This window comes from Flexivirga oryzae, from assembly GCF_014190805.1.
GTDB classification, from domain to species: Bacteria; Actinomycetota; Actinomycetes; order Actinomycetales; family Dermatophilaceae; genus Flexivirga; species Flexivirga oryzae.
In genome coordinates this window covers 2,722,952-2,747,453 of sequence record NZ_JACHVQ010000001.1, presented here as the reverse complement: position 1 = coordinate 2,747,453, position 24,502 = coordinate 2,722,952, and the positions used below count along the sequence as shown (strand labels likewise).

21 protein-coding genes and 1 pseudogene are annotated in these 24,502 nt (G+C 69.9%); 11 read left to right on the top strand and 11 right to left on the bottom strand.

Going from position 1 to position 24,502, the window contains the following annotated elements:
- Positions 1–4: 4 nt before the first annotated feature.
- From FHU39_RS12930 to FHU39_RS12905, 6 genes are all read right to left on the bottom strand, one after another.
- On the bottom strand, positions 5–1,267 hold the full coding sequence (locus FHU39_RS12930; RefSeq protein ID WP_183320764.1) for an MBL fold metallo-hydrolase: 1,263 nt from the start codon (positions 1,265–1,267) through the stop codon (positions 5–7).
- Positions 1,264–2,025, bottom strand: a complete 762-nt coding sequence (locus tag FHU39_RS12925; protein WP_183320763.1) for an HAD family hydrolase — start codon at positions 2,023–2,025, stop codon at positions 1,264–1,266. Before FHU39_RS12925 ends, FHU39_RS12930 begins: the two co-directional genes overlap by 4 nt.
- The gene (locus FHU39_RS24270; RefSeq protein ID WP_221185257.1) at positions 2,018–2,920 is read right to left on the bottom strand and encodes an ABC transporter permease subunit; all 903 of its coding nucleotides are present in this window, start codon (positions 2,918–2,920) and stop codon (positions 2,018–2,020) included. The genes FHU39_RS12925 and FHU39_RS24270 overlap by 8 nt, the downstream gene beginning before the upstream one ends.
- Positions 2,917–4,257, bottom strand: coding sequence for an ABC transporter substrate-binding protein (locus FHU39_RS12915; protein WP_183320762.1), 1,341 nt, complete (start codon positions 4,255–4,257; stop codon positions 2,917–2,919). Before FHU39_RS12915 ends, FHU39_RS24270 begins: the two co-directional genes overlap by 4 nt.
- A 24-nt stretch (positions 4,258–4,281) precedes the next feature.
- Entirely contained in the window at positions 4,282–5,205 is a 924-nt protein-coding gene (locus tag FHU39_RS24265; RefSeq protein WP_183320761.1) for an ABC transporter permease subunit, read from the bottom strand.
- Positions 5,206–5,315: 110 nt separating this feature from the next.
- On the bottom strand, positions 5,316–6,842 hold the full coding sequence (locus FHU39_RS12905) for a fatty acyl-CoA synthetase (RefSeq protein ID WP_183320760.1): 1,527 nt from the start codon (positions 6,840–6,842) through the stop codon (positions 5,316–5,318).
- Between the two features lie 77 nt (positions 6,843–6,919).
- Here FHU39_RS12905 and FHU39_RS12900 point away from each other — a divergent pair, with 77 nt between their 5' ends.
- Positions 6,920–8,317 carry an MFS transporter gene (locus FHU39_RS12900; RefSeq protein ID WP_183320759.1) on the top strand — a complete coding sequence of 466 codons (1,398 nt, stop codon included), beginning with the start codon at positions 6,920–6,922 and terminating at the stop codon, positions 8,315–8,317.
- Here the strand turns inward: FHU39_RS12900 and FHU39_RS25235 are convergent.
- Positions 8,269–8,505, bottom strand: a pseudogene (locus FHU39_RS25235) (pyrophosphohydrolase domain-containing protein); the annotation flags it as partial. The gene FHU39_RS12900 and the pseudogene FHU39_RS25235 overlap by 49 nt on opposite strands.
- Before the next feature lie 226 nt (positions 8,506–8,731).
- On the opposite strand from FHU39_RS25235, the gene FHU39_RS12890 reads away from it, so the two are divergent.
- From FHU39_RS12890 to FHU39_RS12860, 7 genes are all read left to right on the top strand, one after another.
- A complete protein-coding gene (locus tag FHU39_RS12890) occupies positions 8,732–9,853 on the top strand; it encodes a GuaB3 family IMP dehydrogenase-related protein (protein ID WP_183320758.1) in 1,122 nt (373 codons plus the stop codon).
- 551 nt (positions 9,854–10,404) lie between these two features.
- On the top strand, positions 10,405–12,027 hold the full coding sequence (locus FHU39_RS12885; RefSeq protein ID WP_246336222.1) for a succinic semialdehyde dehydrogenase: 1,623 nt from the start codon (positions 10,405–10,407) through the stop codon (positions 12,025–12,027).
- Entirely contained in the window at positions 12,024–13,748 is a 1,725-nt protein-coding gene (locus tag FHU39_RS12880; RefSeq protein ID WP_183320757.1) for a GMC oxidoreductase, read from the top strand. The genes FHU39_RS12885 and FHU39_RS12880 overlap by 4 nt, the downstream gene beginning before the upstream one ends.
- A 34-nt stretch (positions 13,749–13,782) precedes the next feature.
- Positions 13,783–14,571, top strand: a complete 789-nt coding sequence (locus FHU39_RS12875; protein ID WP_183320756.1) for an SURF1 family cytochrome oxidase biogenesis protein — start codon at positions 13,783–13,785, stop codon at positions 14,569–14,571.
- Positions 14,564–14,947, top strand: coding sequence for a DUF3817 domain-containing protein (locus FHU39_RS12870; RefSeq protein WP_183320755.1), 384 nt, complete (start codon positions 14,564–14,566; stop codon positions 14,945–14,947). Before FHU39_RS12875 ends, FHU39_RS12870 begins: the two co-directional genes overlap by 8 nt.
- Before the next feature lie 46 nt (positions 14,948–14,993).
- Positions 14,994–16,571 (top strand): glutamine-hydrolyzing GMP synthase, encoded by a 1,578-nt coding sequence (guaA, locus tag FHU39_RS12865; RefSeq protein WP_183320754.1) that lies wholly within the window; start codon positions 14,994–14,996, stop codon positions 16,569–16,571.
- Between the two features lie 4 nt (positions 16,572–16,575).
- Positions 16,576–17,496, top strand: coding sequence for a phosphatase PAP2 family protein (locus FHU39_RS12860; RefSeq protein WP_183320753.1), 921 nt, complete (start codon positions 16,576–16,578; stop codon positions 17,494–17,496).
- Here FHU39_RS12860 and FHU39_RS12855 read toward each other — a convergent pair.
- Both FHU39_RS12855 and FHU39_RS12850 read right to left on the bottom strand, forming a co-directional pair.
- A complete protein-coding gene (locus FHU39_RS12855; RefSeq protein WP_246336221.1) occupies positions 17,493–18,653 on the bottom strand; it encodes a lysylphosphatidylglycerol synthase transmembrane domain-containing protein in 1,161 nt (386 codons plus the stop codon). The two genes, FHU39_RS12860 and FHU39_RS12855, sit on opposite strands and share 4 nt — an antisense overlap.
- Entirely contained in the window at positions 18,650–19,453 is an 804-nt protein-coding gene (locus tag FHU39_RS12850; RefSeq protein ID WP_183320752.1) for a PIG-L deacetylase family protein, read from the bottom strand. Before FHU39_RS12850 ends, FHU39_RS12855 begins: the two co-directional genes overlap by 4 nt.
- Positions 19,454–19,489: 36 nt before the next feature.
- Here FHU39_RS12850 and FHU39_RS12845 point away from each other — a divergent pair, with 36 nt between their 5' ends.
- On the top strand, positions 19,490–20,575 hold the full coding sequence (locus tag FHU39_RS12845; RefSeq protein ID WP_183320751.1) for a glycosyltransferase family 4 protein: 1,086 nt from the start codon (positions 19,490–19,492) through the stop codon (positions 20,573–20,575).
- Positions 20,576–20,579: 4 nt separating this feature from the next.
- Here the strand turns inward: FHU39_RS12845 and FHU39_RS12840 are convergent, their stop codons facing one another.
- Entirely contained in the window at positions 20,580–20,996 is a 417-nt protein-coding gene (locus tag FHU39_RS12840) for a hypothetical protein (RefSeq protein ID WP_183320750.1), read from the bottom strand.
- A complete protein-coding gene (locus FHU39_RS12835; protein WP_183320749.1) occupies positions 20,993–22,369 on the bottom strand; it encodes a PspC domain-containing protein in 1,377 nt (458 codons plus the stop codon). Before FHU39_RS12835 ends, FHU39_RS12840 begins: the two co-directional genes overlap by 4 nt.
- A 126-nt stretch (positions 22,370–22,495) precedes the next feature.
- On the opposite strand from FHU39_RS12835, the gene FHU39_RS12830 reads away from it, so the two are divergent.
- Entirely contained in the window at positions 22,496–23,731 is a 1,236-nt protein-coding gene (locus FHU39_RS12830) for an ATP-binding protein (protein ID WP_343065858.1), read from the top strand.
- Positions 23,732–23,789: 58 nt separating this feature from the next.
- Complete coding sequence (locus FHU39_RS12825; protein WP_183320747.1) at positions 23,790–24,452, top strand: LuxR C-terminal-related transcriptional regulator; 663 nt, start codon at positions 23,790–23,792, stop codon at positions 24,450–24,452.
- Positions 24,453–24,502: the final 50 nt, after the last annotated feature.

Here is a 24,502-nt window from a genome sequence, read left to right as displayed (position 1 = left end):
TCGGTCAGCTGAGCAGGTCGCCGCGCAGGTCGAAGCGCTCGCCGTAGTGCGGGATGACCCGGCGCACGCCGGCCGGCACGAGGAACCGCGTCGGGGCCATGGTGTGGATCGGGAAGACCACCTTCGGGTGGATCGCCTCGATCATGGTGAACGTCGCGTCCGCGGTCGCGTGCCCCGACGAGCCACGGCGCAGCAGGTCGATCCCGAGGGCCTCGACCCAATCGGCGAAGACCGCCCACTGCGGATCGAATTCACCCAACGGAGCGCCGTTGGCGTGGAAGAACGGGGTGCCCTGCTCGATCGGCAGGTCCAGCAGGCCGGGCAGGTCGTCGACCGCCACCTGCACGATGTATGACGCGGGCTGCGCCCGGACATCGGCCACCTTCTCGGTGGTCAGCGGCTGCGCGTCGACACCCATGCGCTGCAGGAAGTCCGCGATGCCGGCCGGCCACAGGATGGTGCGCTCGTGCTGCCGGGCCAGCTCGACGAACTCGGCTGCACGCTCGACGTCGCGCGGATAGACCGACATCAGGACCACGCCCGAATGACCCAGTGTCTGCACGAAGTCCGCGTTGACCGCGTCCTCGTCGCGAACCACTCCCTCCGGCGGGTCGAAGCTCATCAGGGTGCCCTCGGTGACGAAGGCGTCCACCCCGCGCACCCGCTCGACGAAACCCCGGGTGAGGTCCGGATGCCGGCCGTGGAACCGCAGGTCGCCGGTGAAGGCCAGCCGGCCGTCCGGGCAGGTCACCAGGTAGCCGCTGGCGCCCGGCACGTCGTGATCCACCCGGATGCACTGCACCGTGAACGGCCCGAAGTCGCGAGTCTCCCCGTCGTGCAACGGGATCCACTCCGGCGCGCAGCCCGCCAGCTGCTCCCCGGACGCCTCCAGGGCATCCAGCACCCGCACCGTGTCGGCGTGCGCGTGCATCGGTATGTCCGGGCGCACGAAGCCGGCCAGCCCGGTGTGATCGATGTGCGCGTGGCTGGCGAAAACCGCTGTCTTCGTGGTCGGTTCGGCCAGGTCCGCATCCTCGTCGGCCAGCCAGCGCCGGTCCCACAGGCCCGGGACGCGTGGCGCCATACGAAGGCGCAGCCGGTCGGCGAGCTCACGACCGGGGCGCTCGCGGACCGGTGACCGGAACAGGTCGGTGTGGCTGGGGATGTCGAGGCCGATGTCGAGCATCACCCGGTGGTCACCCTCGGTCAGGGTCAGCTTGCTCGAACCGATGACGCCGAGGCCGCCCCAGAACTCGATGACGGTCATTGACGCTCCTTGACGGTTGACGGGGTGGATGCCGGCTCGCCGGCGAGCCAGTGACGGATGCCGGGCACCAGACCGGCGACGGTGTCGCTGCGCAGGTCGGCGGGCAGCTCGGTGTGGCCGAACCGGTCGACGTACGCGGTGCTGCCACCGGCAGCGGTGACGGGTGCCAGATCGTTCGGCCAGTTGTCGCCGACCGACAGCAATTGGTTCGTGGTGACGCGATATTCGCGCTGGATGTGCGCGAGCAGCCTCGGCATGCCTTCGGGTGTGTGCTTGCGCTGGGAGGTGCGCACGTCGTCCAGCAGGTCGTCGACCCCGAGCCGGGTCAGCAGCCGGGCCATGCCGACGTCGGGTGAGTTGGTGCCGAGCACGACGCGCACGTCGGGCGGCCGGTGGCGCAGCAGGTCGACCAGTTCCGGGTCGGCGTGCAGGTCGAACTCGTCACGCTCGAGCGCAGCGCGCGAGGCGAGGAACGCCGGTTCGAGATCGGCCGGTGTCAGGCCGTGCCGCCGTGCCAGCCAGAGCGTCGCCACCCACGGATCCTGTGCATCGCGTAGCGGTGAGTCGGCATACCGGACAGCGTGTTCGGAGGCGGGCAGGGACACGAACTCCAGCACGTCCGCGAAGACGTCGGGCTGCATGCCGCGTGCCACCAGCAGCGCGTCGACCCCCTCGGCGTACCGCAGCGCCGGCCCGTCGCCGAGGCAGAGCGTGCCGTCCAGGTCGAGGAGGAGGACGCGACGTACGGGATCAGCCACGGACGCCACCCGCGGAGGAGAACGCGCCGGTGATGAAGTGCTTCTGCAGCAGGAGGAAGACCACGAGCACCGGGACGGTGGTGAAGGTGACGCCGGCACACAGACCGGTGTAGTCGGTGCCGTTGGTGCCGCTGAACACCGACAGGCCCACCTCGATCGGGCGCACCGCGTTGGAGTCGGTCATCACGTAGGGCCACAGGAAGGCGTTCCACGAGCCCATCAGCACCTGCAGGCCGAGCACGAGGAGGGCGGGGCGCACCATCGGCAGGCCGATCGAGAAGAGCATCCGGATCGGACCGGCGCCGTCGAGTTCGGCCGCTTCGAAGAGCTCCGTCGGCACGTTGAGGAAGAACTGACGCACCAGGAAGATGCCGAAAACGCTTGCGCCGAAAGGCAATATCTGGATCCAGTAGGTGTCCAGCAGATGGAGGTGCTGCGCGATGATGTAGTCGGGGATCAGCAGCACGGTCTGCGGGACCATCATCACCGACAGCACCAGCCCGAACAGTGCGCCACGGCCGCGGAACCGCATGACCGAGAACGCGTAACCCGCCAGCAGGGACGTGAAGATCGCGAGTGCGACCGTGCAGACGGCGATGAAGATCGTGTTGCTGAAGAACCGCTCCCAGGGTGCCGCGTGCCAGGCGCGCTCGTAGTTGGTGAAGGACCAGTGCGGCACCAGGGAGGACCAGCTGAAGTTGTAGGCCTCCGACGTGGTCAGCGTCGAGGTGACCAAGACCCAGTACAGCGGTGCGATGAACAGCAGTCCGACGACGCCCGCGACGACGGCGCGGGCGACGCCACCCAGCCGCCGCGATCCGGGACGGCGCGAGGTGCGCCGTCCCGTCACGCGGCGACCGGGTCGGTGGGCGGTGCCGATGGCTCCGTCGGTCACTGTCCTGCTTTCACGTGCTTCTCGGCGTTGGCCTGGGCGCTCTTCAGGGCAGCGGCCGGGTCCTTGCCGCTGCCGAGTGCTGCCTGCAGCCCGACGGCCAGGTCACCCTGGGTCTCGGTGACCGAGGTGTACGGCGGCGTGCCGACCGCCCACTGCAGGGCCTCCGCGGCCGTCTTCTGGTAGGGGTTCTTCTTCAGGAAGTCCTTCATCAGCGGCAGCGCCTTGGCGGTGACCGGCAGGTAGCCGCTGGACTGGGACCAGATCGCCTGTTGCCGCGGGGTGGTGAGGAACTGCAGGAACTTCCACGCGGCCTGCTGCTGTGCCTTGCTGGCCTTGCCGAACATCACCACGTTGCCACCGGCGAGCTGGTTGGCGTTGCCGGACGGGCCCTTCGGCACGGCGGCGGTCTGCATGGTGAACTTCTTGCCCACCGCCTGCTTGTTGTAGTAGTACGACGCGACGCTGGAGATGTCGAAGGTGCCCTTCTGCGCGCCGAGCGCGGTCTGACCGGGGTAGTTGCTGCCGATGGCGAGAGCGCCCGCCTTCTTCAGGTTGGTCAGGTACGTCAGCGCCTGCACCGCGGCGGGTGAGTCGAACTGCGGCTTGCCGTCCTTGGTCCACGCCGGTGTCCCGAACGCCTGGCAGAGGATCTCGAACACGGCGGTGCCGCCGGCCGGGGCGCTGCTGCTGCCCGGGTCGATCGACAGGGCGGTGACGCCGTTCTTGGAGACGGCCTTGGCGACCGTCGCGAACTGCGCCCAGGTCTTGGGCACCTGCTGGCCGGCAGCCTTGAGCATCGTCGGGTTGTAGTACATGATCACCGTCGACTTCGCGAACGGCCACATCCAGGTCTTGCCGTCCGACAGCTTCAGGTCGTTCTGGATGCCCTGGTAGAAGGTGCTGACGGTCTGCGACTCCCCGCTGAAGGAGTCGAGCGGGATGATGACCTTGCTGGCGGCATACGTCGCAGCGTCGTTCGGGTAGACCTGCGCGATCGTCGGCGGCTTGCCCGCCGAGGTGGCCGCCTTCAGCTTGTTGGCGAGGGTGCCGTAGTCGGAGTACGGCTGCAGGTCGATCTTGATGTTCGGGTTGGCCTTCTCGAACGCCGCGGCCTGTGCCTGCAGCGCCGGCTTCAGGGTGCCGCTCGACATCGCCTCCATGAAGGTGACCGTGACCTTGCCGCCACCACCGCCGCCGCCACCTCCACCGGTGCCCCCGCCGCCGCTGGAGCCGCCGCTGCCGGTCGAGCCGCACGCGGCGGTGACGCCGGCCAGCCCGACGACCGCCACAGCGGTGAGCAGCTTTACGGAACGACTGCGAGTTGTGTTGTGTGACATGATCTTTCCCCTTCTTTTGAGGTGTCAGTCGCGTGCGCGATTCAGGGTGAATTGGAGGAGCGACAGCGCCGCGGTGATGACGAGCAGCACGATGGCGAGGGCGGCGGCATACCCGGTGTGGAAGACGACGAAGGCCTGCTGATAGATCTCGTAACTCAGCGTGCCGGTGCCGTAGTCACCGCCGGTCATCGTGAAGAACTGCGTGAATGCCTGCAGTGAGGTGATCGTGCTGATCACGACCACGAAGAACATCACCGGCCGCAGCTGCGGGAGGGTGATGTGGATGAATTCCTGGAAGGCGCTGCACCCGTCGACCTTGGCCGCCTCGGACAGCTCGCTGGACATGGTCGTCAGGCCACCCAGGATGATGATCGAGATGAAACCGAGCTCGTGCCACAGCGACACGAAGATCACCACCGGCATCGCCCAGGTGTTGCTGTGCAACCAGTCCTTGCCGCCGATCCCGAAGGCGTGCAGTGCCTGGTTGGCCAGCCCGAACTTGTCGTTGAAGATCCACATCCAGACCAGCGACGTCGCGACCAGCGGCGTCACGTGGGGGAGCAGGGTGGCGGTGCGGGTCGCCGTCATCACCCGGCCACCGCGCTGCAGCAGCAACGCGATGAGCAGGGCGATCAGCGGCCCGAGCACCACCATCGCCACCACGAAGTAGGCCGAGATCCGCGCGGTCTCCCAGAACGACGGCTCGGCCTGCGAGGTGAAGGCGTTCTTGTAGTTGTCCAGCCCGATGTAGGTCGACTGGGAGATGTTCAGCGGGTTCCAGTTGAACAGCGAGATGAACGCGGTGTAGAGCGTCGGGCCGATGGTGAAGACGAAGAAGATCGCCAGCGCCGGCAGGACGAACAGGTAGGCGATCGGTGACTGCATCGCCCGACGGGGACGACGCGCGGCAACGGTCATACGAGACTTGGTGGCCTTCCCGGTACTCACGTCACTGACCGGGTGACCGGCTCGCGCGCAAGATTTCAGGATCGCACCACTTGCTGGCGTCGTGGTGACTAAACGGGTAACAAGATGGGTCCAGTTTGTGGCCGTGCGGGTCAGTCGGCGGCCGCGCGCAGCTCCCGTTTGAGGATCTTGCCCGATGCGTTGCGCGGCAGGTCGTCGACGAACTCGATGCGTTTGGGCACCTTGAACGGCGCCAGCCCGGTGCGGGCGTGCTGGACGAGCTCGTCCTGGGTCACCTCGCCCTTGGTCACCACGAACGCCGCGACCGCCTCGATCCACTTCTCGTCGGGTATGCCGACGACGGCGACCTCCGCGACCGCGGGATGCGTGTAGAGCACGTCCTCGATCTCCCGCGACGCGACCAGCACGCCGCCGGTGTTGATGACGTCCTTGATGCGGTCGACGACGAAGACGTAGCCCTGTTCGTCCATCCGGACCAGGTCGCCGGAGTGGAACCAGCCGTCGGCGAACGCCGCCGCCGACGCGTCCGGGTTGTCCCAGTAGCCGTTGCACAGCTGCGGTGAGCGGTAGACGATCTCGCCCTGCTCCCCGGGCGGGACCTCGTTGCCGTCGGTGTCCACCACCCTTGCCTCGACGAACAGCACCGGGCGTCCGGCGCTGTCCGGCCGGTCGGCGTGCTCCTCGGGCCGCAGCACCGTCGCCAGCGGCGCGATCTCGGATTGGCCGAAGCAGTTGTAGAAGCCCAGGTCGGGGGAGCGTTCCTGCAACCGGCGCAGGACCGGCACCGGCATGATCGACGCGCCGTAGTAGGCGCGACGCAGCTCGCCCAGGCCGCGCTCGGCGAAGTCCGGCTGGTTGGCCAGCGCCACCCACAGGGTCGGTGCGGCGAAGAAGGACCGGTGCCCGTCGGACGACAGGCGGCGCAGGATGTCGGCCGGGTCGGGCCGCTCGATGATCGTGCTGCTGCTTCCGGCCATCAACCCGGGCAGCACGAACACGTGCATCTGCGCCGAGTGGTAGAGCGGCATCACGTGCAGCGCCTCGTCGTCCTCGGCGAAGTCCAGCGCGTGGACGCAGCTGACGTATTCACTGACCAGCGCCCGGTGGGTCATCACCGCGCCCTTCGGCGCGGAGGTCGTGCCGGAGGTGTAGAGCAGCTGCACGACCGTGTCGTCGCTCGACCCCGAGAAGACCTGCGGTGTCTCGGGATCGGCCGCGCCTGACTGTGCCACCTGCAGCAACGAGTCGTCGCCGCGGATCGGCAGCACCACCTCGGGCGCGTGCTCGACGTCGCCGAGTCGCTCGCGCAGGTCGGGGTCGACGAGGAGCGCCGAACTACCGGACTGCGCGAGCAGATAGTCGAGTTCGCGGGCGACCAGGTTGTAGTTGATCGGCACGTGCACCAACCCCGCGCGCGAGCAGGCGAGGAACGCCACGACATACACATCGGAGTTCTTGCCGTATGCCGCGACGCGTGCGCCGGGCTCCAGGCCGAGCCGTTGCAGGTGCCCGGCGACCGCGTCGACCGCCCGGTCGAGTTCGGCATACGACCACGTGCGGTCCTCGAAACGCAGCGCCGTCCGGGCACCGAACCGGCCGGCGGACCGGCGCAGGACGTCGTCGACGGTGTTGCTCTGCGCGAGTGCGAGGTCGTTCATCCACACACTTCACCACAGAATGCGCCGGCACAGGCGGCGTTTGTGCTCAAGTCCGCTTGAGGATCTAGCGTTCTCCTGTGAGCGACACCTCGTGGACCCCGATCCGGCGGATGACGCTGATCGGCGTCGTCCTGCTGGAGGTGCTGGTCGCCTTCGAGCAGATCGCAGTGGCGACCGCGATGCCCACGGCCGCAAAGGATTTGGACGGGCTGGCGATCTATCCGGTCGTGTTCGCGGTGCCGCTCGCCGCGGCCGTGCTGGCGATGGTCGTCGCCGGGCCGTGGGCGGACTCCGCCGGGCCGAGGCTGGTGATCGTCACCGGGGCGAGCCTGTTCGTGACCGGACTGCTGCTCGCCGGCGCCGCTCAGTCGATGACGATGCTCATCCTCGGCCGCACGGTGCAGAGCATCGGCGGCGGCCTGGACAGTGTCGCCCTCTACGTGCTGATCGCCGCAGCGTTCCCCGAAGCGCTGCGACCGCGGGTCTTCGTCGGCATCTCCGCGGCCTGGGTGGCGCCATCGCTGTTCGGGCCGCCGCTCGCGGGGTTCCTCGCAACCCATGCGTCGTGGCGCTGGGTGTTCTGGGTGGGTGCAGCGTTCGCCATACCCGGCCTGGCCCTGCTGCTGCCGGCGATGCGTCGGCTACCGGCCATCCGGCGGGAGCGGGAGCCGGCGTCGTCGGTCCGACGCCGGCTGGTCGCCGCCGCGGCCGCGGCGCTGGGCGCCGTGGCACTCTCGCTGGCGGCGGACCGCGCGCCGGCGCTCGCAGTGGGCCTGGCGGTCACCGGCGGGCTGCTGTTGGTGATCTTCGTACCCAGGCTGGTGCCTGCCGGGACGCTCCGCGGCGGACGCGGGATGCCGTCGGTGATCGCCACGCGCGCACTGCTGGGCGCCGCGTTCGCCGGCACCGAGGTCTACCTGCCGCTGATGCTGACCCGGCAGCACCACCTCAGTGCCACCGAGGCCGGTCTGGTCCTCACCGTCGGCGCGCTGTCGTGGAGTGTCGCCGCCTGGATCGCGGGTCGACGCACGACGCACGAGGACCAGCGACGCCTGGTGCGAATCGGTCTGGTGCTGCTCACGATCGGTGTCACGGGCGCTGTTTCCGCGGCGTGGCCCGCCACGCCCGCCTGGGTACTGTACGTCGCCTGGCTCGTCGGCGGCACCGGGATCGGGCTGGCCTACTCGCCGCTCACCGTGCTGCTGATGGGTATGTCGGCTCCCGACGAGCAGGGCCGCAACGCGTCGTCGATCCAGACCGCCGAGATGCTCACGACCTCGGTGCTGCTCGCCGTGTCCGCGATCGTGTTCGGCGGGTTGACGTCCCACTCGCAGATCGCGGCGTTCGGCAGCGGCCTGGCGCTCGCCGCCGTCGCAGGGGCATTGGGGATCGTCGTCTCGCGCCGGCTGGCGCCGGTGGGGCACGCTCAGTCAGCCGATGCCGCAGCGATGACGGAATCCATGGACGCGGGTTGAAATCCCTTCGGTTTCAGGACTTTTCCGTCTGCCCGGCGTGGTGCACCGGCCTTGGTCATATTGGCCCGGTGCACTTCGTCGAACGCCGCGTCGGCGGGTATGCCGAGGGCCGCGAGGGCGCCATACGTGACGTAGAGCAGGTCGACCAGTTCGTGCGCGAGAGGAGCAAGATCGGCCCGGCTGCGCGTCCGGCAGACGTTCCGCGAGGTCGTGCGCGGCTTCGACGACCTCCGCGTGCTCCTCGTCGATCAGCCGCACGCGCAGCGCGAGCAACTACGGCGCCGGGACCGTCGGCGTGGTCGGGTAGCCGTCGTGCAGCGCGTCGTGGAAGTCCCGGACCCGCCGTGCGTTCGAGGTCGTCATACCCGACATCCTCGCGCCACGCCCTTCACGCCCGGCCGGTAGCCTGCTGCCGTGACTGAGATCGAGATCGGCCGAGGCAAACGGGGTCGCCGCGCATACTCCTTCGACGACATCGCGATCGTGCCGTCGCGGCGCACCCGCGACCCCCAGGACGTGTCGGTGGGCTGGCAGATCGACGCCTACCACTTCGACCTGCCGGTCGTCGCGGCGCCGATGGACTCGGTGATGAGCCCCGCGTCCGCGATCGAGCTCGGCAAGCTCGGCGGGCTCGGCGTCATCGACCTCGAGGGGCTGTGGACCCGCTACGAGAGCCCCGAGCCGCTGCTGCGGGAGATCGCGGGCCTCGACCCGGCCGACGCCATCTCCCGGATGCAGGAGATCTACCGCGAGCCGATCCGCCCGGACCTGATCACCCAGCGGCTGGGCGAGATCCGCGAGGCCGGCGTCACGTGCGCCGGCGCGCTGTCCCCGCAGCGGACGCAGGAACACTGGAAGACCGTCGTCGACGCGGGCGTCGACCTCTTCGTCATCCGTGGCACGACCGTGTCGGCCGAGCACGTCAGCGGGCGCGCGGAGCCGTTGAACCTCAAGCGCTTCATCTACGAGCTGGACGTCCCGGTCATCGTCGGCGGTGTCGCCACCTACACCGCGGCGCTGCACCTGATGCGCACCGGCGCCGCCGGCGTCCTGGTCGGGTTCGGCGGGGGAGCGGCGCACACGACCCGGCGTGCACTCGGCATCCACGTGCCGATGGCGACGGCCGTCGCCGACGTCGCCGCCGCCCGGCGCGACTACATGGACGAGACCGGCGGCCGCTACGTGCACGTCATCGCCGACGGCGGGATGGGCCTGTCCGGTGACATCGTCAAGGCCTTCGCGTGCGGCGCCGACGCGGTCATGCTCGGCGCGTCCCTCGCCCGGTCCAGCGACGCGCCGGGCGGCGGGTTCCACTGGGGCAGCGAGGCGCACCACGAGCACCTGCCGCGCGGCGACCGGGTGGAGGTCGGCACCGTCGGCACGCTCGAGCAGATCCTCACCGGTCCCGCCCAGACCGCCGACGGCACCACCAACCTGGTCGGCGCGCTGCGGCGGGCGATGGCCACGACCGGCTACTCGGAGCTGAAGGAGTTCCAGCGCGTCGAGACGCTGGTTGCGCCGTACGAGCGGTCCTGACCGGCGGGATCTGTGTCCGGTTTCCGGTTTCCCGCGTCCCGTAGTGCCGACGGTCGGTGTGTCGGGACGGGGTTTGCCGGGATCTGCGTCCCGAAGTGCCGACGGTCGGTGTGTGGGGACGGGGTTTGGTGGGATCCGCGTCCCGAAGTGCCGACGGTCGGTATGTCGGGACGGGGTTTGGCGGGATCTGTGTCCCGAAGTGCCGACGGTCGGTGTGTGGGGACGGGGTTTGCCGGGATCTGTGTCCCGAAGTGCCGACGGTCGGTATGTCGGGACGGGTTTGCCGGGATCTGTGTCCCGAAGTGCCGACGGTCGGTGTGTGGGGACGGGGTTTGGTGGGATCCGCGTCCCGAAGTGCCGACGGTCGGTGTGTCGGGACGGGTTTGCCGGGATCTGTGTCCCGAAGTGACGACGGTCGGTGTGTCGGGACGGGAATTGGTGGGATCTGCGTCCCGAAGTGCCGACGGTCGGTGTGTGGGGACGGGTTTGGTGGGAACGGATCGCTGATCGCCCCGCCACCACTGTGAGAGCCGTCACGTTACTCTGGAGTAATGACGGATCAGCTTCTCGGCATGCAGACCACGGACACCGAGGCACCGGGCTCGCAGCACCGTCCCAGTCCGGCACCGCACGTCGTCGATCCGACCCTCCCGGCGCGGCTCGCCCGCCGGGTGCGCGCCGCGGGAGACGCACCACGGTTCGACTGCCTGACACCGTTCACGGGCGGGGTCGTCGCCACGTTGCCCGTCTCGACCGTCGCCGACGTGGAGCAGGCGTATGACGCGGCCCGCGTCGCCCAGGCCCGCTGGGCCGCCCGTTCGGTGGCGGACCGGGCCAAGATCCTGCTGCGCTACCACGACCTGGTGCTGGACCACCAGGGCGAGCTGCTGGACCTGATCCAGCTGGAGTCCGGCAAGGCCCGCCGGCACGCGTTCGAGGAGGTGCTCGACGTCGCCGGTGTGAGCCGTCACTACGCCCGCAAGGCACCGGACTACCTCAGACCGAGACGCCACCTGGGCGCCATACCGCTGCTGACGCAGTCCACCGAACTGCACCAGCCGCGCGGTGTCGTCGGGGTGGTCGGGCCGTGGAACTACCCGCTGTCGATGTCGATCACCGACGCGCTGCCGGCGCTGATCGCCGGCAACGCCGTCGTGCTGCGGCCCGACGAGAAGGCATCGCTGACCGCGCTGCGGGCCGTCGAACTGCTCGACCAGGCCGGGCTGCCGCGCGACATCCTGCAGGTCGTGCTCGGCCCCGGCCGGACGATCGGCGAGGCCGTGCTCGACCGCGCCGACTACGTGATGTACACCGGCTCGACCGCGACCGGCCGCAAGGTCGCCGAGCGGGCGGCGTCGCGGCTCGTCGGTGCGTCGCTGGAGCTGGGCGGGAAGAACGCCATGTATGTCGCGGACGACGCGAGCCTGCGGCACGCGGCCGAGAGCGCCGTGCGGTCCTGCTTCTCCTCGGCCGGGCAGCTGTGCATCTCGATCGAGCGGCTCATCCTGCACGAGCGGATCGCCGACGACTTCCTGAAGCACTTCCTGACGCGCGTGCGCAAGATGACCCTCGGCGCCGAACTGGACTGGGGCGTCGACATGGGGTCGCTGATCTCGCAGGCGCAACTGGACCGGGTGACCCAACACGTCGAGGACGCGCGCGCCAAGGGCGCGACGGTGCTCGCCGGCGGTCATGCACGACCCGAGCTCGGCCCCTACTTCTACGAACCCACCGTGCTCGAGGGCATCACGCAGGCGATGGACTGCCGGATGAACGAGACCTTCGGCCCGGTCGTCTCGATCTATCGGGTGAGCAGCGACGAGGAAGCGATCACGCTGGCCAACGACACCAATTACGGTCTGAACGCTTCGGTCTGGAGTAAAGACACCCGGCGCGGCCGGCATATCGCGTCCCAGCTGCGATGCGGCACGGTCAACGTCAACGAGGGGTACATCGCCGCCTGGGGGAGCAACGGCTCGCCGATGGGCGGCATGGGCGAGTCCGGCCTGGGACGTCGCCACGGTGCGGAGGGCATCCTGAAATACACCGAATCGCAGAACATCTCGGTCCAGCACGGCACGCCGTTCAAGGTGCCGCCGGGCGTCCCGGAGAAGGTCTGGGCACGGTCGATGGCGACCGGGATGCGGGTGATGAAGGGTTTCCGCCTGTCATGACGGTGAGCCGATCCGAAACGCCTGCAACGGGATTCGATCACGACGTGGTAGTCATCGGGTCGGGCTTCGGCGGGGCGGTCTCCGCGCTGCGGCTCGCCGAGAAGGGGTATGACGTCCACGTCTACGAGTCCGGTCGGCGTTTCGAGGACCACGAGTTCGCCAAGACGTCGTGGAACCTGCGCAAGTACCTGTGGGCGCCGAGGCTGAAGTGCTTCGGGGTGCAGCGGTACCACCAGCTGCCCGGCGTGATGATCCTCGCCGGGGCCGGCGTCGGCGGCGGCTCGCTCAACTACGCCAACACGCTCTACAAACCGCCGGCGGAGTTCTTCGCCGACCAGCAGTGGGGCCACATCACCGACTGGGACGCCGAGCTCGGCCCGCACTACGAGGTCGCCCGCCGCATGCTGGGCGTGGTCGACCAGAACCCGTGCGACGGTCCGGTCGAAACGCTGATGAAGGACACCGCGAACGCCCTCGGTGTCGGCTCGACGTTCCGCAAGACACCGGTCGGCGTCTTCTTCGGTGAGGCCGGCCGCCAGGTCGCGGACCCGTTCTTCGGCGGTGAGGGACCGGCCCGGACCGGCTGCACCGAGTGTGGCAACTGCATGGTCGGCTGCCGGGTCGGGGCGAAGAACACCCTGATGAAGAACTACCTCGCCCTGGCCGAACGCCGCGGCGTGCAGATCGAACCGCTGCGGACGGCCGTGGAGGTCGAGCCCATCGCCGGTGGCTTCCGGGTGACGACCGAGCGCACCGGCGCCTGGGTCGCCAAGGACCGGCGGAGCGTCACCGCCCAGCAGGTGATCGTGGCCGCCGGCACCTGGGGCACCCAGAACCTGCTGCACCGGATGAAGGTGACCGGCCGGTTGCCGCGGCTGTCCGACCGGCTCGGCGAACTCACCCGCACCAACTCCGAGGAGCTCGGCGGCGCCGCGGCCGTCGGCGTGCCGCACGACGTCGACCTGACCCGCGGTGTCGCGATCACCACGTCCTTCCACATCGACGAGCGCACCCACATCGAGAACGTCCGCTACGGCAAGGGCTCCAACCTGATGGGGCTGATGTCGACGTTCCTGGTCGACGGCGACAAGGGGGCGCTCGGCCGGACCGCGGAACTGCTGGGGCAACTCGCGAAGAGCCCGGTCCGGGCCGCGCGGGTACTCGGCCCGAAGTGGAGCGAGCGCACCATCATCGCGCTGGTGATGCAGAGCATCGACAACTCGATCACGACTCGGCCGCGGCGTCGCTTCGGCCGGGTCGGGATCACCACGGAGCAGGGGTATGGCGAGCCCAACCCACGGTGGATCCCCGCGGGGCACAAGGCGATTCAGGCGATTTCCGAGCAGCTGAGCAAGCTCGGGAAGGTCGACGTCGTGGCCGGCGGCTGCTGGCCGGAGTTCTTCGGTATGCCGATGACCGCGCACTTCCTGGGCGGTGTCGCGATCTCCTCCGACCCCGAGCACGGCGTCATCGACCCTTATCACCGCGTCTGGAACTATCCGGGTCTGCACGTCGTCGACGGCTCCGCGGTCTCCGCGAACCTCGGGGTCAACCCGTCGCTGACGATCACCGCACAGGCCGAGCGGGCCGTCGCGATGTGGCCGGTCAAGGGGGAGCGCGACGCGCGGCCGGCGCAGGGCTCGCCATACGAGAGCCTGGACGTGGAGCCGGCGCGGGTCCCCGGCGTGGATCTCGGGATGCCGCGGGTGGCTGCCGGCTGAGGGAACGCCAAGCCGCCCGACGTATCCTGCAGGCGTGTTTCGTGCTGCGTTCCGGCCCCGGATGCTGGGACTGCTGGCGGCCGCGGTCGTCTTCATCATCGGCTGCGTCATCGCCGGCCTCTGGCAGTGGGGCGTTGCGCAGGACCGCGGCTCCAAGGCGATGAAGAACGACAGCGATCGGCCGGTCGTCGCCCTCGACGCGGAGCTCAAGCCACAACAGACGTTCCCGTCGGACGGGTCGCTGCAACCGGTCCGGTTCCACGGGCGCTACGACCCGAAGCACCAGGTGCTGGTGAGCGGCCGGCTGTTGCACGGCGCGCACGGCTACTGGGTCGTGACACCGGTCGTCGTCGACGGCACCGGAGCACGGATCCCCGTCGTGCGCGGCTTCGTCGCGAGACCGGGACAGGCCGAGAAGCCTGCAACGACACCGGTCACCGTCACCGGCGCGCTCGCACCAGGGGAGGCGCCGTCCGCCAGCAATCCGCCACCGGGGCAGCTGAGCACGGTCGACCTCGCCGCGTTGCTCACCAAGTGGGGCGGCAACATCTACAACGGCTTCGTCTTCCTGACCCACGAACAGCCGGCGATGCACACCCCGTCGGTGCAGGCGTTCCCGCCACCGACACCCGGCGACACCGGCCTGAGCCTCGTGAACCTCGGATATGCGCTGCAGTGGTGGAGTTTCGCCGGGTTCGCGGTCTTCATCTACTTCCGCGAACTGCGCCGCGAAGCGCACCCCGAGCTACGCGCCGCTCCCGCCGAGCCGGACAATCGACAGGACTCCGCCATACCGACCGACAACGAAGGAAGCCATGTCTGAGACCCAGGCCCTCACCACCGCGGCGGGCGAGCTGCGCCCGACCGACGACCTCACCAAGGTGGCGACCGCCCTGAAGTTCTTCCGGATCATGGCGATCATCGCCGGTGTCGCACTGCTGATCCTGTGCGTCGAGCTGGTCCTGCACTACGGCTTCCACAACGAGGCGCTGTCCTGGTGGTCGCCGATCCACGGCGTGCTCTTCATCATCTTCATGATCTCGGTCTACAACCTGGGCACCAAGCTGCGCTGGACCGCAGTGCGGATGATCGGCTACATCTGCACCGCCTTCGTGCCGATCCTGTCGTTCTGGCTGGAGCACCACGTCGGCGGCGCCGTCGGAGCGCTGCTGGAGCAGGCCGAGGCACACCAGTCCTGAGCCAGCGCATGCGGTGATCCGCCGTCCGGCCGATAGAATCAGCCAGGTGACAGCGCCGCTCACCGAAAAACCCGTCCTCGTCGTCGATTTCGGCGCCCAATACGCCCAGCTGATCGCGCGCCGCGTCCGTGAGGCGCAGCTCTACAGCGAGGTCGTGCCGCACACGATGCCGGCCGACGAGATGCTCGCCAAGAACCCCGCCGCCATCGTCCTGTCCGGCGGCCCGTCGTCGGTGTATGCCGAGAACGCGCCCGGGCTCGACCCGGCGCTGCTGGAGGCGGGCGTCCCGGTGTTCGGCATCTGCTACGGCTTCCAGGCGATGGTGCGCGCGCTCGGCGGCACCGTGGAGCACACCGGGCTGCGCGAATACGGCGCCACCCAGGCCCAGATCGAGGACACCGGCTCGACGCTCTTCAACGGCCAGCCGCCCGAGCAGTCGGTCTGGATGAGCCACGGCGACTCCGCATCGAAGGCGCCCGAGGGACTGCGCGTCACCGCGACGACACCGGGTGCCGCCGTCGCCGCCGTCGAGGACGACGAGCGCAAGTTGTATGGCGTGCAGTGGCATCCGGAGGTGATGCACTCGACCTTCGGGCAACGCGTCCTGGAGAACTTCCTGCTGCGCGGCGCCGGCCTGGCGGCCGACTGGACGCCGAAGGCCATGGTCGAGGAGCTCATCGAGGACGTCCGCGCCACCGTCGGCGGAGACCGCGCGATCTGTGCGCTGTCCGGCGGGGTCGACTCGATGGTCGCCGCTGCGCTGGTGCAGCGCGCCATCGGCGACCAGCTGACCTGCGTCTTCGTCGACCACGGGCTGCTGCGCGAGGGCGAGGCGGAACAGGTCCGCGAGGACTTCGTCGAGCTGACCGGCGCCGACCTGGTCGTCGTCGACGCCACCGAGCGCTACCTGACCGAGCTCGCAGGGGTCAGCGACCCCGAGCAGAAACGCAAGATCATCGGGGCACAGTTCATCCGCATCTTCGAGCAGACCGCCCGCGACATCGTGCAGGACCGCGGGGACAACCAGCACCCGGTCAAGTGGCTGGTGCAGGGCACCCTCTACCCGGACGTCGTCGAGTCCGGCGGCGGCACCGGCACGGCCAACATCAAGAGCCACCACAATGTCGGCGGACTGCCCGACGACATCCAGTTCCAGCTGGTCGAGCCGCTGCGACTGCTCTTCAAGGACGAGGTGCGCCAGGTCGGCCTCGAGTTGGGGCTGCCGGAGAAGATCGTCTACCGGCAGCCGTTCCCCGGACCCGGCCTCGGCATCCGGATCGTCGGAGAGGTGACCGCCGAGCGGCTGGAGATCCTGCGCGCGGCCGACAAGATCGCTCGCGAGGAGCTCACCGCTGCGGGCCTGGACCGGGAGATCTGGCAGTGCCCGGTGGTGCTCCTGGCGGACGTCCGCTCGGTCGGCGTGCAGGGTGACGGGCGCACCTACGGCCACCCGATCGTGCTGCGCCCGGTCTCGTCGGAGGACGCGATGACCGCCGACTGGACCCGCCTGCCGTACGACGTGCTCGCCAGGATCTCCGGCCGGATCACCAACGAGGTCCCCGAGGTCAACCGGGTCGCGCTCGACGTGACCAGCAAGCCGCCGGGCACCATCGAGTGGGAATGACGGTATGAGCACCACCCACAGCCGCCACACATCCAACGCCGAGGACCCGCACGGGGCCGGTGGCGAGAGTGACGGCGTGATGGCCACCGCGACGACGAGCACCCGCGAGGGCACCGTCCGCCCGACGGTGCCCCGTGGTGCCGTGTGGGTGCATGCGCTGGCGATGGCGGTGTGCGCCGTCGCCGGGCTCGCGGTGATGATCCGCTACGCCATCCACTCGGTGAGCGGGTTCGCCCAGGACGAGCGGATGATGGAGTCGCTGGGTGTGACTCCGGACGGCTGGTCCCGGATCATGGATGTGCTCGACCTGGTCACCTACACCGGGGTCGCGCTCGCCCTGACCGCGTGCGTCGTCGTGGCGATGCTGCAGCGGCGCTGGGCCGTCGCCATCGCCGCCGGGGTGCTGATCGGCGGCGCGACCGTCACCACCCAGATCCTGAAGCACCAGGTCCTGCACTCGGTCGCGATCTACAGCAACTCGCTGCCCAGCGGACACACGACGGTCGGGCTCTCCCTCGCGCTCGCGGCGATCGTCGTCGCGTCATACCGCTGGCGTCCGCTGGTGACCGCGGGCGGTGCCGCGCTCGCCACGTTCATCGGGGCGGGCACCGTGGCGTCGCACTGGCACCGTCCGGGTGACGTGCTGGCCGCCGGGATGGTCTGTCTGGGCTGGGCGGCCGCAGCGTTGCTGGTCGCCGGTGGCGGGCAGCGCAGGACCCCGGTCGCCCGGCGCGGCCCGGCCCTGGTGATCGCCGCCGTGCTCGGGGTGGCCTTCGCGGGACTGGTCTTCGTGATCATCGGGGTGCGACCACGGTTCGGCTTCCACGACCTGGGGCTGGCGACCGTGACGCTCGGTGCCCTCGGCCTGATGTTCGCCGTCGTCATCGGCTGGGTCTCGGTCGTCGTCGACCGTCGCGTCGCCTAGGTATTTGCGGGCGCGCCGACCTTGGGCATCGCCCACCAGGCGAGCCAACCGAGCGCGCCGAGCGGGATCTCCGCGATGTGCGTGAAGATCGCGAAGACGACGACACCGGCGCTGGCTGCCGCCGGGTTGGCGCCCCAGAAAACCAGGATCACCACGGCACTGGCCTCGGTGAATCCGAGGCCGCCGGGGGTGAACGGGATCGCGGTCATCAACCGCCCGATGGCGTATGCCGCGAACAGCTCCGCGACCGGCAGGTCCACGTGGACCGCCGCCATGACCCGCCAGAAGAGCAGGAACCACAGGGCCAGCTGGCCGATCACGCCGAGCGACATCGGCAGCCAGCCGTGCTTGGTGACCGTGCTGATGCGGGCCCGCTGGTCCAGCAGCAGGTGCTTGATGTTCAGCCGCTTGCCCTTGTTGTCGCCGCGCCGCAGCCGGGCGAGCACCGAACCCAGCCGGGCGTCGATCTGGTCGCCGAGCCAGGCGGTCCACTCCGGGCGGCTCAGCGCGACCACGAATCCGATCATCAGCAGCAGGCCGATGACTCCGCCCCACCACGCGCCGCGGGCCATGATCGACGGCATCGCGTCGGTCGACCGGGACACCGCGGCGATGCCGATCAGCGGCATACCGACCCGGAACAGGACGTTCCAGATGCCGCTCACGATCAGACCGGTGGAGATGTTGCGGCGGGCGAAGCCCCAGGACCGCAGCATCATGTAGGTCGACGCCATTCCCACGGCTCCGCCGCCGGGCAGGACGTTGCTGACCGCGGAACCCGAGACGTTGATGATCGAGGCCTTGAGGTGCGACAGGCCGGGTAGGGCGGCGGACAGGGTGAAGGTGTAGATCGCCAGGCCGAGCAGCATGATGCCCATGCACTCCAACGTCGCCTGGGGTCCCACCAGGTCGAGGTGGTGGCCGATCTTGGACCAGGACGTGTGCGTGAACCAGGGGAGGGCCCCGATCATCACGGCCGCCAGGGCGATGCCGAACAGGGCGTGGATCAGCAACCGGGCACTGAGTTTCGGCATGACAGGGGTGTCGCCGTCGTCGTCGTCACCGGTCAGGTTGTTGGCCGCGACGATCTCGTCGATCTCCACGGTGCGATTGATGTCGCGGCTCATCGGCGTCCCCGCACGCCTCGAGCTCTTCATGCCAACCCCGTAAAGATGTCGTCACTGACAGGGCCGGTGTGCGCTGGATCGCGGAACCATTCCCTTCCGAACACAACATCATAAATTGGCCGCGGAATCTTCAGAAATAACGCGAGGGTGCGGTCGGCCCCGTCGTCGGCCGCGGCCTGCGACGCGTGCGCCGCCATCGCGATCCGTTTCGCGTCGATCTGGTGGCGCACGTCGATGCGGTGGGTGATCTGCGCGCGCGGGGTGAAGGCCCGCTCGTACACCCCGATGTCGAAGTCGCTGGGGAAGCGGTAGAACCGGGAGATCAGCCGGACCGTCCGGGCGAGCAGTTCGCGGGGGACGGTCGCCTCCACCACCCGCTGGGTCCCCGCCAGGCGGGCCGCCTCCGCACCGACGCGGTGCACCATGACGTGGTCGCGGTGCCCGTATCCGCCGGCGGCGTCATACGTCATCAGCACGTCGGCGCCCTCCTCGCGGAGGATGTCGGCCAGCAGCCGGCTCGCGGCGGTGGCCCGCACGAAACGGCGGCGTCCGGGCAGGTCCGGGGGGACGTCGCCGACCATGCCGGAGTCGGCATACCCGAGGTGTATGACGCGCGCGACGCCCATCGCCGCCGCGCTGAGCTGCAGCTCGTGCAGTCGCCGCGAGCCGAGATCGTCCCGGAAGTCGTCGGAGGTCAGGCCCAGGGCACCGTCGGTCGCGACGACCAGCACCACGCGGTGCCCGGCAGCCGCCGCCTTGGCCAGGGTGCCGGCCGTGAGCAGCGCTTCGTCGTCGGGGTGCGCGTGGAACGCGACCAGGGTGTGCGGCATCGGTCCCATCCTCCCGCATGGCAGTCTTGTCGATTGATGAAGGTCGCGCTGCTGTCGGATTGCTATCCGCCGAGACTCGGCGGCATCGAGACGCAGGTCCACGGGCTCGCCGCGGCCCTGGCCGCCGCCGGGCACCAGGTGGAGGTCTTCACCATTACACCGGGGACCTCCGACAACCCTGTGCCGGTGCATCGGCTGGGCATGCGTCGGGAGCTGCCGGGGGGTCTGCTGATCAACCCGGCGGCGGGTCACTCCGTGCGCATCGCCCTGCAACATGGTGATTTCGACGTGGCGCACGCCCATCTCGGAGTCGTCAGCCCGTTCGCGGTCGACGGCGTGCGTGCCGCGCTGGCGGTCGGGACGCCCGTGGCGGCCACCTGGCACAGCGTCACCGGCCACTCCGAGCCGATGGTGCGAGCTGCCGGTTACACGGCGCGGTGGGCCAGGCGGGGTGTCGCGTTGTCCGCGGTGTCGCAGGTCGCCGCGGCCCCGCTGGAACGGACCGCGGACGCACCGGTCAGCATCGTCCCGAACGGCATCGACACCTCCTTCTGGCGTGGTGACGGTGAACCTCCTCGCGGCGCCGGCGTGGTGGACGTGGTGAGCGCGATGCGCTTCGCGGCCCGCAAGCGCCCGGCGCAGTTGATCGAGATGGTGCGCCGCGCCCGCGAACTCTCCGGCACGGACATCCGGCTGACCATCGCGGGCGACGGGCCGCTCTGGTCCCGGCTGGCGGCGCGGCGGCCGCACTGGTGTGCGCTGCCCGGTCGGCTCGACGCACCCGCGTTGCGTGATCTCTACCGCGGCGCCGACGTCTATGCCGCGCCGACGGTGCTCGAGGCGTTCGGCATCGCGGCGGCGGAGGCCCGGTGCTGCGGCCTGCCGGTCGTCACCCGTGCCGAGAGCGCCGTCGCGGACCTGGTCGAGCACGAGCGGACCGGCCTGGTGGTCGCGGACGACGAGCGCTTCGTCACTGCACTGGCTCGGTTCGCGACGGATCCGGTGCTGCGGCAATCGCTTTCGGCATACAGCCGCAGTGAGCGACCACAGCTCGGCTGGTCCGAGGTCGTGCAGACCGTGCTCGCCGAGTACCGCCGCGCCCGGTCCCACGACAGCCGTTGAGCGGTCACGAACCGGACAACATGCGGTCGAAGTCGCGCTCGCGCTGGACCCGTCGCAGCACGAGGCTGGTGACCGCCGCAAGCAGCAGCACCGCACCCGCGCAGACGCCCAGCGTGATGCCCACGACCGCCCAGTTGGGGTCGTCGGCGAGGCGCCAGACGAACGCCACGGCGGCGAGGGCCAGCACGAAGAGGCCGCGCACGATCGTCGGCACGTAGGGGCCACGGGGCCGCTGCGGGGCAGCCGCGGCGGGCGCGCCGGTCACCGGTAGTTCGCCGGTCGACCCCGGCCAGGAGGCGGTCTGCTGTGCCGGCTCCGGGTGCGCCGCGACCTTCCGGTACGTGGGCACCTCCGCGGTCGGGTAGCCCAAGCCCTGTCCCTGCTCGGCGACCTCGCGGGGCTCGTGTGGTTCCAGACTCATGACGTCTCCTTGATGGTGATGTTGCCCATGCCGACGCTGGCGTCGAGGTCGATGACCTTCGGCCCGCTGCCGACGGTGAACGTGTGCCTCGTGTCGATGCCGCCGTGCCCGCTGATGTGCTTGTCGGTCGTGCCCCGGTGCACGACCTCGATCTGACCGATGTGGGCGTAGCCGTGCACCTTCACGGTCACGCCGTCCGGCACGGTGATCGTCAGCTGACCGACGTTGACCCGGGCGTGCAGGTTCGTGTGCTGCGGCAGGTCGGCTGCGTGCAGGCCGCTCAGGTCGAGCCGGCCGTCGCCGACGCGCATCGCGAAGTTGTGCTGCGTGACGGACGTGGGCTGCCAGAGCTCGTCGCCGATGGTGCCGGTCCACGGCATATCCTTCGGCGCCGCCGCGGAGGTGGCCAACGCGAGCAGTGCCGCGATCGTGGCGAGTGCGCCGAGCACACCGCCGCGGCGTCCCGCCAGTCCCCCGATGACCAGCGCGACCGCCGCGACGGCGGCTCCGGCGGCCAGGCCCAACTGCAGGGCGCTGTCGCCATGGGAGGTGCTGACAAGGACCAACGCAGTGAATGCGCCTGCCAGCACGGAGATTCCGAGGATTGCCAGGGTGAGGGCGGCGCCCAGCCGGCGGCGCTTCACCCGGACGGGCGCTGCGACGGTGCCCCACGGATCCTGGCCGCCGGGAACGCCGCTCGCGCCGGACCAGGGAGCGCCCTCGTCCCGCTTGCGCAGGTCGATGCCGCCGTCGCGGACCGCTGCGCCCGCGGCTGCGGCCCGGTTGCCGGCACTCTGCGGTGCCGGCTCGCGGGGTGTGTGCTGGGGCGCCGTACCGGTGGACCCGTTGGAGCGGACCGCGTCGCTGAGCCGGCTCGTCCACGCGTGGGTCGACTCGTCCGGGCGCCGGGCGCCGGGCCCGTGGCCGTTCCAGGCGAGGAACGCCCAGGCGAGGACCGCCAGGCCGATCGCCTGGCCGCCGACACCCCACCCGTTGCCGATCGACCAGAACGCTCCGAACCCACCGCAGGACAACACGACCGCGATGACACAGAGCGTGATCGAGCCCGGGTCCCCGTGCCGGATGGCCTTCTCCGCGACGATCTGGTCCTGGTCGTCCGGCAGCAGCGCCCAGCCGACGAAGTACAGCGGCACCCCGATCCCGAACAGGACCGCCGCCAGGATGAAGCCGGCGCGGACGATCAGCGGGTCGACGCCCCAGCGTCCCGCCAGGCCGGCCGCCACCCCGCCGAACCACTTCTCCTCGCCGTCGCGCGGCACACCGAGCCGCCGGGCGGCGGCGAAGAGCCGGTCGAGTGCGTCATACGGCCTCGTCGGCCGCGGCGGCCCGCTCGGGTAGGTCTGTTGCGTCATACCTACCACGATGGCGGGGTATGACGCCCGCTGCCATGCGGGTCGACCCTGACGGTTCCCTGAGGCGTCCCCGAAAACCGGTCCGAGAGTTCGGTGTGCGGCAAGAAGTGGGTAAGACTGGGTGACGTGAGTGAGACAGCCCGGGTCGACGGCGTGCAGCGTCCGCCGCTCACCCGGCCCACCGAGGGCCGGGTGGTCGCCGGTGTGTGCGCAGGGGTCAGCCGGCACCTGGGTGTGCCGCTGGCCAGCCTGCGGGTGATCACCGCGATCTCGATCGTCTTCCTCTTCGGGCTGCCGGTCTACGCGTTCCTGTGGCTGACGATGCCGCAGTCGGACGGGGCGGCGCTGGTCAACCCGTTCGACAAGGAACACAGCAGCATCTCGCGCGGCCGGCTGTTCCTGATCGGCGTACCGGTGCTGGTGATCGGCGGGCTGGCGGTCAGCGGCGCGGTCCGTTCGGTCGCTCGGCTGTCGCTGACGTTGCCGCTGCTGGTGATCGGGATCGGCCTGGTGCTGGTCTGGTCGCGGCTGGGCACGGCCGAGCGGCGTCAGTGGATCAGCGCGAACGACCGGCGGGAGACACGCATCCGCACCGTGATCGGCATCGTGATGGCGCTGATGGGCCTGATCCTGTTGCTGTCGCAGGGCGGTGGGTTCAGCCGGCTGCGGGACGTCACCGTCGGGGTGCTGGTCGTGCTGCTCGGCGCCGGGATCCTCGGTGCGCCGTTCATCGCGCGCTTCTTCGACACGCTGCGCACCGAGCAGACCGAGCGCATCCGGGCCACCGAGAAGGCAGACATCGCAGCACATCTGCACGACTCGGTGCTGCAGACGCTCGCGCTGATCCAGCGGCGCGCCGACGACCCGCAGGCGGTCCAGTTGCTCGCCCGTGCCCAGGAACGTGAGCTGCGCAACTGGCTGTATGCCGAGCAGGCACCCAAGGACGCCACGCTGGCCTCGGCGGTGAAGGAGGCCGCGAGCGACATCGAGACGCTGCACGGCATACCCGTGGACGTGGTGGTGACGGGTGACCACGCGCTGGGTGAGGCGGGGGCGGCGCTGGTGCAGGCGCTGCGTGAGGCCCTCGCCAACGCCGTCCGGCACGGTGAGCCGCCGGTGTCGGTCTACCTCGAGGTCGGGCCGGGCGAGGCGGAGGCGTTCGTGCGTGACCACGGGCCCGGCTTCGACCCGGCGGACGTGCCCGAGGACCGCCTCGGCGTGCGCGAGTCGATCATGGGCCGGATGGACCGGCACGGGGGAGAGGCGCAGGTGCGGCGACTGGACGACGGCACCGAGGTGCGGTTGCGGATGCCGCTGACCGATCCCACGACAGGCGAGGACACGAAGGACGGCGAATCATGAGCACCCCACGAAGTTTCTCCCCCGATCCGCTCCTCCCGACACTTCCCGGGGGCCTCGCATGACGGCCCGTGTGGTGCTGGTCGACGACCACCGGATGTTCCGTTCCGGGGTCAAGGCGGAGCTGGACGACTCGGTGACGGTCGTCGGGGAGGCACCCGACGTCGACGCGGCGATCACCGTGATCCGGGAGACGCGGCCCGACGTGGTGCTGCTCGACGTGCACCTGCCGGGCGGGAACGGCAACGGCGGGTCGGACGTCGTCACCGGTTGCGCCGGACTGCAGACCGACGCCGGCGACCCGGTGCGGTTCCTGGCGTTGTCGGTCTCCGACGCCGCCGAGGACGTCATCGCGGTCATCCGGGCCGGTGCCCGCGGTTACGTCACCAAGACGATCAGCCCCACGGACCTGATCTCGGCGATCCACCGGGTCCGTGACGGGGACGCGGTGTTCAGCCCGCGGCTGGCCGGGTTCGTGCTCGACGCGTTCGGCGCGGCGGCCGGCGAGATCGCCGAGGTCGACGAGGAGCTCGACCGCTTGTCGGCGCGCGAGCGTGAGGTGATGCGGCTGATCGCGCGTGGCTACCAGTACAAGGAAGTCGCCAAGGAGCTGTTCATCTCGGTGAAAACCGTCGAGACACACGTCTCGTCGGTGTTGCGCAAACTGCAGTTGTCGTCCCGCCACGAGCTCACCTCGTGGGCGATGCAGCGCCGCCTGCTGTAGCAGGCCACTCCCCGTCCCGCCCGCGGGACGCACCGCCACCACCCCTTCGC

Excerpts from the sequence above, each read along its gene's own strand:
- FHU39_RS12930 (WP_183320764.1), bottom strand. The coding sequence starts at position 1,267 with ATGACCGTCATCGAGTTCTGGGGCGGCCTCGGCGTCATCGGTTCGAGC.
- FHU39_RS12915 (WP_183320762.1), bottom strand. The coding sequence starts at position 4,257 with ATGTCACACAACACAACTCGCAGTCGTTCCGTAAAGCTGCTCACCGCT.
- FHU39_RS12905 (WP_183320760.1), bottom strand. The coding sequence starts at position 6,842 with ATGAACGACCTCGCACTCGCGCAGAGCAACACCGTCGACGACGTCCTG.
- FHU39_RS12885 (WP_246336222.1), top strand. The coding sequence starts at position 10,405 with ATGACGGATCAGCTTCTCGGCATGCAGACCACGGACACCGAGGCACCG.
- FHU39_RS12880 (WP_183320757.1), top strand. The coding sequence starts at position 12,024 with ATGACGGTGAGCCGATCCGAAACGCCTGCAACGGGATTCGATCACGAC.
- FHU39_RS12870 (WP_183320755.1), top strand. The coding sequence starts at position 14,564 with ATGTCTGAGACCCAGGCCCTCACCACCGCGGCGGGCGAGCTGCGCCCG.
- FHU39_RS12860 (WP_183320753.1), top strand. The coding sequence starts at position 16,576 with ATGAGCACCACCCACAGCCGCCACACATCCAACGCCGAGGACCCGCAC.
- FHU39_RS12855 (WP_246336221.1), bottom strand. The coding sequence starts at position 18,653 with ATGAAGAGCTCGAGGCGTGCGGGGACGCCGATGAGCCGCGACATCAAT.
- FHU39_RS12850 (WP_183320752.1), bottom strand. The coding sequence starts at position 19,453 with ATGCCGCACACCCTGGTCGCGTTCCACGCGCACCCCGACGACGAAGCG.
- FHU39_RS12845 (WP_183320751.1), top strand. The coding sequence starts at position 19,490 with ATGAAGGTCGCGCTGCTGTCGGATTGCTATCCGCCGAGACTCGGCGGC.
- FHU39_RS12840 (WP_183320750.1), bottom strand. The coding sequence starts at position 20,996 with ATGAGTCTGGAACCACACGAGCCCCGCGAGGTCGCCGAGCAGGGACAG.
- FHU39_RS12835 (WP_183320749.1), bottom strand. The coding sequence starts at position 22,369 with ATGACGCAACAGACCTACCCGAGCGGGCCGCCGCGGCCGACGAGGCCG.
- FHU39_RS12825 (WP_183320747.1), top strand. The coding sequence starts at position 23,790 with ATGACGGCCCGTGTGGTGCTGGTCGACGACCACCGGATGTTCCGTTCC.